Raw genomic sequence first — 8,910 nt, 5'->3', positions numbered from 1 at the left:
CATTGCCGCGCTGATCTACCTGACCGTCACTTTTGCGCTGGTCGGCCTGTTCCGCCTTGCCGAACGTCGATGGCTGGCCTTCCTCGGGCCGACCCACTAGGTCTCAACCTGCTTCAGGAAACAACAGATGCGCCACCAGAAACATGACCTGCTGGCCCCGCTGCCGGGGACCGCGCGACAGATCCACAGTTTTCACTTCGGCCCACAACCGGCCAGCAGCAAAATCTACATCCAGGCCTCCCTGCACGCCGACGAAATGCCCGGCATGCTGGTGGCCTGGCACCTCAAGCAACGCCTGGCGGAGCTGGAAGCCGCCGGCCGCCTGCGCAGCGAAATCGTGCTGGTGCCCATCGCCAACCCGGTGGGCCTGGAACAGGTGCTGATGGATGTGCCGCTGGGCCGCTACGAGCTGGAAAGCGGCCAGAACTTCAACCGCTGGTTCGTCGACCTCAGTGAGGAAGTCGGGAACGCTATCGAAGGCAAACTCGGTGACGATCCGCAGCACAACCTGCAATTAATCCGTAGCGGCCTGCGCGATGCGCTGGCCCGACAGACCGCCGACACCCAATTGCAATCCCAGCGCCTGACCCTGCAACGGTTGGCCTGCGACGCCGACATGGTGCTCGACCTGCATTGCGATTTCGAAGCGGTGGCGCATCTGTACACCACGCCGGACGCCTGGCCGCAGGTCGAACCGCTGGCCCGTTACATCGGCGCCGAAGCCAGTCTGCTGGCAACCGACTCTGGCGGCCAATCGTTCGACGAATGCTTCACCCTGCTCTGGTGGCAGTTGAAGGAGCGCTTCGGGGAGCAGTTCGACATTGCGCCGGGGAGTTTTTCGGTGACCGTCGAATTGCGCGGTCAGGGCGATGTCAACCACCCGCTGGCCAGCCTCGACTGCCAGGCGCTGATCGACTACCTGATCCATTTCGGCGCAATCGCCGGTGAACCTGCGCCCCTGCCCGACCTGCCCTATCCGGCGACACCGCTGGCCGGTGTAGAGCCCGTGGCCACGCCCGTCGGCGGGCTGCTGGTGTTCACCGCGCTGCCGGGCGAGTACCTGGAAGCCGGGCAACTGATCGCCGAGATCATTGATCCGATCAACGATCGCGTCACCCCCGTCCATTGCACCGCCGCCGGACTGATGTACGCCCGATCGCTGCGCCGCATGGCCACTGCCGGCATGGTGATCGCCCACGTCGCGGGCACCGAAGCCTATCGCAGCGGCTATCTACTTTCGCCTTGAGGATGCACGCCCCATGTACAAATTGACCATTGAAGGCCTGCACAAAAGCTATGGCGAACATGAAGTCCTCAAAGGTGTTTCGCTCAAGGCCAGGACCGGCGACGTCATCAGCCTGATCGGCGCCAGTGGCTCGGGCAAGAGCACCTTCCTGCGTTGCATCAACTTCCTGGAACAACCCAACGACGGCGCCATGAGCCTCGACGGCCAGAACATCCGCATGATCAAGGATCGTCACGGCATGCACGTGGCCGACGCCAATGAACTGCAGCGGATCCGCACCCGCCTGGCCATGGTGTTCCAGCACTTCAACCTGTGGAGCCACATGACGGTACTGGAAAACATCACCATGGCCCCGCGCCGGGTGCTGGGGTGCGACAAGAAAGAAGCCGAGGACCGCGCCCGACGCTACCTCGACAAGGTGGGCCTGGCGTCCCGCGTGGCGGACCAATACCCGGCATTCCTGTCCGGCGGCCAGCAACAACGGGTCGCCATCGCCCGCGCACTGGCCATGGAACCGGAAGTCATGCTGTTCGACGAACCGACCTCGGCGCTGGACCCGGAACTGGTGGGCGAAGTACTGAAAGTGATCCAGGGCCTGGCCGAAGAAGGCCGAACCATGATCATGGTGACCCACGAAATGAGCTTCGCCCGCAAAGTGTCGAGCCAGGTATTGTTTCTGCACCAGGGCCTGGTGGAGGAAGAAGGCGCGCCGGAAAACGTGCTGGGCAATCCGAAAAGCGAGCGTCTGAAACAGTTCCTCAGCGGCAACCTGAAGTAACGTCTACAGAAAAACCTGTGGGAGCGGGCTTGCTCGCGAAGACGGAGTATCAGTGGCATTCATGCCGCCTGACACACCGCTTTCGCGAGCAAGCCCGCTCCCACTTTTTTGATCTATAGCGTCTGAACTATCAGACGACAGGCGCGGGCGGTGGCTCATCCGGCAAGGTAGGTTCGCCAGGCTCGTTAGGCTGTTCGTTCGGGGTATCGGGGTCGGGCTGACCGGGGATGCCCCCCGCCATGCTGACGGGCGGATGTGCCAACAAGGACCAGGCCAGAACGCCAACCTGATTGGGTTCAAACTTCGCCAGTTCGGCACTGATTCGCGGATCGATCTTCATTCGGCACTCCCGAGCGATGGCCCGACCCGCCTTGCGCGGATCGGAGCAGTACACTCCATAGAGTGTACGCCCGCTCAGGAATTCCCGGCATTTGTCAGACGGTTGACTCAGGTGCGCGGCAGGGTCACGCCACGTTGGCCCTGATACTTGCCGCCACGGTCCTTGTAAGACACTTCACATTCTTCGTCAGACTCAAGGAACAGCATCTGCGCCACGCCTTCGTTGGCGTAGATTTTCGCCGGCAGATTAGTGGTATTGGAGAATTCCAGGGTCACGTGACCTTCCCACTCTGGCTCAAGCGGCGTGACGTTGACGATGATGCCGCAGCGCGCGTAGGTGCTTTTACCCAGGCAAATGGTCAATACATTGCGCGGAATGCGGAAGTATTCGACGGTGCTGGCCAGGGCGAAGGAGTTCGGCGGAATGATGCACACGTCGCTGTGGATGTCGACGAAGCTGCCGGCATCGAAGTTTTTCGGGTCGACGATGGCTGAATTGATGTTGGTGAACACCTTGAAATGATTAGTGCAACGCACATCGTAGCCGTAGCTCGACACGCCGTAGGAGATCACACGGCTATCGTCGCTGCCGCGCACCTGGCGCTCGACGAAAGGCTCGATCATGCCGTGCTCTTGCGCCATGCGGCGAATCCACTTGTCCGATTTGATGCTCATGGCGGGTGTCCTGAATAGCGAGGTCGAAAAATTCTGTCCGGCATCTTACCGGGCGCGCCGCCGGGTTCAAAGTCCGGGGGGTGCAATTCTCGCCGAACATGCTGGAATTACGCGCGCTAGCGACGAACCGTCACACCGCCGATCCCTAAAACAGAGAAACCTTCGCAAGAAGCATTGGCACGTCCCGGAAAAAGGGTTAAGGTGGCGTCACTGTGCTGCTTGTGTCACTGAGAATCTCTACACGATATGTTGAATTTCGATCCAACCATCTACAAGAATTTTTCCTGCTCTTTGCACTCAGTCTCGGCCAGGGTTCTTCCTGAGTCGCAGTTATCTTTGTTCAAGGAGTTACACCATGTCTAATCGCCAAACCGGTACCGTTAAGTGGTTCAACGATGAAAAAGGCTTCGGCTTCATCACCCCACAATCCGGTGACGACCTGTTCGTTCACTTCAAAGCTATCCAGTCCGACGGCTTCAAAAGCCTGAAAGAAGGCCAACAGGTTTCTTTCATCGCTACCCGCGGTCAGAAAGGCATGCAAGCTGAAGAAGTTCAAGTTATCTAACTTGTACTTGCTTTAGTAAAAAGCCCCGCCCTCAACAGCGGGGCTTTTTTGTGCCTAAAAGTTTTTCCAGGCAAAAAAAGATCGCAGCCTGCGATCTTTTGATTTTCTTACCAGGCCACCCCAAATCCGGCGGTGTACCGGGTCGTGTCCAGATCCGCATCGTCGGTGCCACTGATGATGTCCCGCTCCGCCTTCAGGTTCAGCGAAGCCCATTCGGTCACCTTGTAGCGCAACCCCATCTCGGCATCGAGTGCATAGTCGGCCACATCCGACAACGGTTTGCCGACCTCGCCATTGGTGAAAAACTCGACACGTTTACCAATCAGGTATCGGTTGTAATCCCACTTCATGGCCAGGGCGTAGAAATTGTCCTTGCTGCCGTCGGAGAACTCATAGTCCGTGTGGTTGACCAGCGAGCCGAGGGAGAACGCCCCGAGTTCGTCATCCCAGAACTGATAGCCGGGACCGGTACCGACGGTGCGCTGACGGGAAAGGTCTTCGACCTTGTCGCGCTTGTAGACCAGGCGCCCCTGCCAGAACCATTGCTCGGTCAGGAATCGGTCGATGGAGTATTCGGCCCGCCAGTTGTCGGTGGTCACCACGTCGTCCTGGAACTCACGGTTGTATTCACCTTCAGCGGTGTGCCGCCAGCGACCGTGTCGCGCAGTGGTTTTGAAATCGATATCGTAGTCATCGGTGTCGTTTTCCGCCCGCTGATAATCCAGCGCGATATCGACGTTGCCTTTCCATACCAGATCCTCGACCACCGGTTTTGGCTTGAGAATCTGCTGAATGCTCGCCAACTCGACCGTCTTCGGTGCTTCGCCATTGGCCAGCGTCACCTTGCCGGCGTCCGCCGCTTTCAGCGACCTGGCTTTCTCGCCACTGTAGGCATCCTGCTTGACCAGCAACTCCTGATCACTGTCCAGGGTCTTGACCTGTTTCCAGTCGATCGTCACCGCACCGGCGTACTCGGTCTGGATCAGCAGCTTGCCGCCATCGAACAGCGTGATCTTTCCGCTCAGCTTGTCGCCGTTGTTCAACCACACGGTATCGGCTAGCAAGGGAGTGGAAGCACCAAGGATGGCGAGACACAGCAGACATCTGGACAACATAAGCAAAATACAGGCTCAGGCTTGCGAGAAAAGTCGGCATTATCCGTAGGAACAAGGCCCTGACAAGGACTGACCCGACTATTTCTGTTGAGTTCATTTCTCAACCGCCCGCGCAGGAATTACTCTACAGACGGTAAAGCAAACTTCTTCAGGACTGACGGACGTGACCGATCCAACTGATGAACCCGAGAGTGCGGCGCAAATCCGACGCACGGCGCTGTATTTGACGCTTGCACAAATACCCGAGGGCAAAGTCGTCAGCTACGGCCAACTGGCCGAGCTTGCAGGACTGGGTCGCGCCGCTCGCTGGGTCGGCCGCACGCTCAGCCAATTGCCAAGCGACAGCAAGCTGCCCTGGCATCGGGTTCTGGGCGCAAACGGACGTATCAGCCTGCCAGTGGGCAGCCTTTCGGGTGATGAGCAGCGCGCACGATTACGCATGGAGGGCATCAGCATCCTGAATAATCGTGTTGATATTCAGCGCCATGGCTGGCGCCCGGTAGAGCACAGCGGTTAGAGTGCGCGCTTTGTTTCCGTATTTCTTGAGGCAGACTCCAGCCCATGCCCCGTAAAACCTGGCGCGCCGCGCTCGCCGCTTATGCCAGCCCATCGACACTCGTGCTGTTGCTGCTTGGTTTCGCCGCCGGCCTGCCTTACATGCTGGTGTTTTCGACACTTTCGGTCTGGCTGCGAGAAGCCGGCGTGGCTCGCGAAACCATTGGCTATGCAAGCCTGATCGGCCTGGCGTATGCCTTCAAATGGGTCTGGTCACCCTTGCTCGACCAATGGCGACTGCCATTGCTCGGCAAGCTCGGTCGACGACGATCCTGGCTCGTGTTGTCCCAGGCACTGGTCATCCTCGGCCTGATCGGGATGGGTTTCTGCGACCCGCAAAAACATTTGTCCTGGCTGATCGCCATCGCCGTGGTCGTCGCTTTCGCATCGGCGACGCAGGACATTGCGGTAGACGCCTACCGCCTGGAAATCGCCGAAGACAACCGCCAGGCCGCACTCGCCGCCAGCTACATGTCCGGGTATCGGATCGCCGCCCTGCTGGCCACCGCCGGTGCGCTGTACTTCGCTGAAGGTTTCGGCTCGACCGGTTTCAACTACAAGCATTCGGCATGGGCCGGCACCTACATCCTGTTCGGCGCCCTGATGGTCCCGGCTCTGCTGACCAGTCTGTTCATGCGCGAACCACCGGTGCCATTGCGTACGCAACTGCAGGCCGGTCGATACAGCTTTGTGCATCAACTGGCGTCAGTGTTCGTACTGATCGTGCTGCTGGTTTCCGTGCCGGCGATGTTCACCCAACTCTACAACACCGACTTCGCCAGCGTGCTGTTCCAGGGCGTGAGCGTGCTTGACCTGCTGCTCGAAGACCGCGCCTTCCTGCGCGCGATCCTCTACACCACCCTCACCGCCCTGTGCCTCTCGGCCATGGGCCGTCGTGGCCTGGCACCGGTGCTGACGCCGGTCAACGACTTCATTCTGCGTTACCGCTGGCAGGCGCTGCTGCTGCTCGGGCTGATCGCCACCTACCGGATGTCCGACACGGTCATGGGCGTGATGGCCAACGTTTTCTACATCGACCAGGGCTTCACCAAGGACCAGATCGCCAGTGTCAGCAAAATCTTCGGCCTGATCATGACGCTGGTAGGTGCCGGTATGGGCGGCCTGCTGATCGTGCGTTTCGGCATCCTGCCGATCCTGTTCATCGGCGGCGTTTCGTCGGCGGCCACCAATCTGCTGTTTCTGATGCTGGCCGATATGGGCCCCAATCTGAAGATGCTGATCCTGACCATTTCCCTGGACAACTTCAGTTCAGGCCTGGCCACCTCAGCCTTCGTCGCCTACTTGTCGAGCCTGACCAACCTCAAGTTCTCCGCCACCCAATACGCCCTGCTCAGCTCGATAATGCTGTTGCTGCCGCGCCTGATCGGCGGCTACTCCGGGGTCATGGTGGAAAAATTCGGTTACCACAACTTCTTCCTGATCACCGCCCTGCTGGGCGTTCCGACACTGCTGTTGATCGCCTTGCACTGGTTCCAGGAGAACCGCCGCGCCGGTCCGACACCGACACCGGAACCGGTGCAGACCCCGGTCGCCGAAGAATCGTAGATTCTTTACGCAGGAAGAATCGCGGAGGGCCGAGTGAATCGCGCCCTCCTGCCACACCACCGACCGCATGCCTGTACGCCAGCGGATCTCGCCCGTACAATGCTCCGTCATTTCTCGTCATCAGCAATCGATAACGGCCAACCATGCGCACCAGTCAATTTTTGCTCGCCACACAAAAAGAAACGCCTTCCGACGCGGTCGTGATCAGCCACCAGCTGATGCTGCGCGCCGGCATGATCCGCAAACTCGCCTCGGGCCTGTACACCTGGCTGCCGATGGGCTTGCGGGTGATGCGCAAGGTCGAAGCCGTCGTTCGTGAAGAAATGAACGCCGCCGGTTCTCTCGAAGTGTTGATGCCGAGCACGCAACCGGCTGAGCTGTGGCAGGAGTCGGGGCGCTGGGAAGAGTACGGCCCTGAATTGCTGCGCTTCAAGGATCGCCATGGCCGCGACTTCTGCGCCGGCCCGACCCACGAAGAAGTCATCACCGATCTGATGCGCAACGAATTGAGCAGCTACAAGCAGCTGCCAATCAACCTGTACCAGATCCAGACCAAATTCCGTGACGAAATCCGCCCACGCTTCGGCTTGATGCGCGGCCGCGAATTCATCATGAAGGACGCCTACTCGTTCCACGCAGACCAGCCGTCGCTGCAGGTCACCTACGACCGCATGCACCAGGCCTACTGCAACGTGTTCACCCGCCTGGGCCTGAAGTTCCGTCCTGTTGAAGCCGACAACGGTTCCATCGGTGGCGCCGGTTCCCACGAGTTCCACGTGCTGGCCGAGTCCGGCGAAGACGATATCGTTTTCAGCAATGGCTCCGACTACGCCGCCAATATCGAAAAAGCCGAAGCCGTGCCGCGCGAAGCATCGCGTGCCGCTCCGACCGAAGAGCTGCGTCTGGTCGATACCCCGAATGCCAAGACCATTGCGCAACTGGTCGAAGGCTTCAACCTGCCGATCGAGAAAACCATCAAGACCCTCGTGGTGCACGCAGAAGAGAAAGGCAAGCTGATTGCCCTGATCATCCGTGGCGACCATGAGCTGAACGAAATCAAGGCCGCCAACCAGCCTGGCGTTGCCAGCCCTCTGGTCATGGCCTCGGAAAGTGAACTGCGCGACGCCATTGGCGCCGGTGCCGGCTCCCTGGGCCCGTTGAACCTGCCGCTGCCGATCATCATCGACCGCTCGGTCGAACTGATGAGCGACTTTGGCATTGGCGCCAACATCGACGACAAACACTACTTCGGCGTGAACTGGGAGCGTGACCTGCCTGTTCCGACCGTTGCCGACCTGCGTAACGTCGTGGCCGGCGACCCGAGCCCGGACGGTAAGGGCACCCTGGAAATCAAGCGCGGCATCGAAGTCGGGCACATCTTCCAGCTGGGCAACAAGTACAGCAAAGCGATGAAGTGCGAAGTGCTTGGCGAGAACGGCAAGCCGGTCACCCTGGAGATGGGTTGCTACGGCATCGGCGTGTCCCGCGTGGTGGCCGCTGCCATCGAGCAGAACAACGATGAAAACGGGATCATCTGGAGCGACACCCTCGCGCCTTTCCAGATTGCCCTGGTGCCGCTGCGCTACGAAACCGAACAGGTTCGTGAAGCCACCGACAAGCTGTACGCGGAACTCACCGCTGCCGGCTTCGAAGTGCTGCTCGATGACCGCGACAAGAAAACCAGCCCGGGCATCAAGTTCGCGGACATGGAGCTGATTGGCATTCCACACCGGATCGTGGTCAGCGACCGCGGCCTGGCCGAAGGCAACCTGGAATACAAGAGCCGTACCGAGGCCGAGGCACAAGCGCTGCCGGTCGCCGACGTGCTGTCCTTCCTTCAGGCCCGCATCCGCCGCTGATACCAGATATAGAGACGTCATGTTCAAGCGAAACACCTTAGGCCTCGGTGGTGCCGCCTTGTGCGGTGCCCTGCTGGTCAGCGGCTGTGCCAACCACATGTCGCAACGCAGCGAGCAAGAGGAACGGGTCGAGCGCAAATTGCTCGACCACAGCCTGCAGATCGATGTCGGTGAGCCCAAGGTGCTTGAGCTGCCGCAACGGCGGGGGGAAA

The 8,910-nt window shown here is 59.9% G+C and carries 9 protein-coding genes and 2 pseudogenes; 8 read left to right on the top strand and 3 right to left on the bottom strand.

Features of this window, described 5'->3' with window-relative positions; all coding sequences use genetic code 11:
* From PMI28_RS30855 to PMI28_RS27195, 3 genes and pseudogenes are all read left to right on the top strand, one after another.
* A pseudogene (locus PMI28_RS30855) lies at positions 1-100 on the top strand (amino acid ABC transporter permease); the annotation flags it as partial.
* A 27-nt stretch (positions 101-127) separates the two neighbouring features.
* Positions 128-1,246, top strand: a complete 1,119-nt coding sequence (locus PMI28_RS27190) for a succinylglutamate desuccinylase/aspartoacylase family protein (protein ID WP_007981583.1) — start codon at positions 128-130, stop codon at positions 1,244-1,246.
* Positions 1,247-1,259: 13 nt separating this feature from the next.
* The gene (locus tag PMI28_RS27195; protein WP_007981580.1) at positions 1,260-2,024 is read left to right on the top strand and encodes an ABC transporter ATP-binding protein; all 765 of its coding nucleotides are present in this window, start codon (positions 1,260-1,262) and stop codon (positions 2,022-2,024) included.
* Between the two features lie 130 nt (positions 2,025-2,154).
* Here the strand turns inward: PMI28_RS27195 and PMI28_RS27200 are convergent, their stop codons facing one another.
* Together PMI28_RS27200 and dcd are read right to left on the bottom strand one after the other, a co-directional pair.
* Complete coding sequence (locus tag PMI28_RS27200) at positions 2,155-2,364, bottom strand: hypothetical protein (RefSeq protein WP_007981578.1); 210 nt, start codon at positions 2,362-2,364, stop codon at positions 2,155-2,157.
* A gap of 107 nt (positions 2,365-2,471) precedes the next feature.
* On the bottom strand, positions 2,472-3,038 hold the full coding sequence (gene dcd, locus PMI28_RS27205; protein WP_007904652.1) for a dCTP deaminase: 567 nt from the start codon (positions 3,036-3,038) through the stop codon (positions 2,472-2,474).
* Positions 3,039-3,393: 355 nt separating this feature from the next.
* Between dcd and PMI28_RS27210 the strand changes: the two genes are divergently transcribed.
* Positions 3,394-3,603 carry a cold-shock protein gene (locus PMI28_RS27210; RefSeq protein ID WP_002554837.1) on the top strand — a complete coding sequence of 70 codons (210 nt, stop codon included), beginning with the start codon at positions 3,394-3,396 and terminating at the stop codon, positions 3,601-3,603.
* A gap of 107 nt (positions 3,604-3,710) precedes the next feature.
* Here the strand turns inward: PMI28_RS27210 and PMI28_RS27215 are convergent, their stop codons facing one another.
* Complete coding sequence (locus PMI28_RS27215; protein WP_007981574.1) at positions 3,711-4,718, bottom strand: DUF481 domain-containing protein; 1,008 nt, start codon at positions 4,716-4,718, stop codon at positions 3,711-3,713.
* Positions 4,719-4,881: 163 nt separating this feature from the next.
* Between PMI28_RS27215 and PMI28_RS27220 the strand changes: the two genes are divergently transcribed.
* From PMI28_RS27220 to PMI28_RS27235, 4 genes and pseudogenes are all read left to right on the top strand, one after another.
* Positions 4,882-5,235, top strand: coding sequence for an MGMT family protein (locus tag PMI28_RS27220; RefSeq protein ID WP_007981572.1), 354 nt, complete (start codon positions 4,882-4,884; stop codon positions 5,233-5,235).
* A 44-nt stretch (positions 5,236-5,279) separates the two neighbouring features.
* Positions 5,280-6,839 carry an AmpG family muropeptide MFS transporter gene (locus PMI28_RS27225; RefSeq protein WP_007981571.1) on the top strand — a complete coding sequence of 520 codons (1,560 nt, stop codon included), beginning with the start codon at positions 5,280-5,282 and terminating at the stop codon, positions 6,837-6,839.
* 143 nt (positions 6,840-6,982) lie between these two features.
* Complete coding sequence (locus PMI28_RS27230) at positions 6,983-8,698, top strand: proline--tRNA ligase (RefSeq protein WP_007981570.1); 1,716 nt, start codon at positions 6,983-6,985, stop codon at positions 8,696-8,698.
* Between the two features lie 19 nt (positions 8,699-8,717).
* Positions 8,718-8,910: pseudogene (locus PMI28_RS27235) on the top strand (hypothetical protein); the annotation flags it as partial.

The organism is Pseudomonas sp. GM48 (assembly GCF_000282335.1).
In the GTDB taxonomy this organism is placed as follows: Bacteria; Pseudomonadota; Gammaproteobacteria; order Pseudomonadales; family Pseudomonadaceae; genus Aquipseudomonas.
This window is presented reverse-complemented; position numbering and strand designations above follow the sequence as displayed.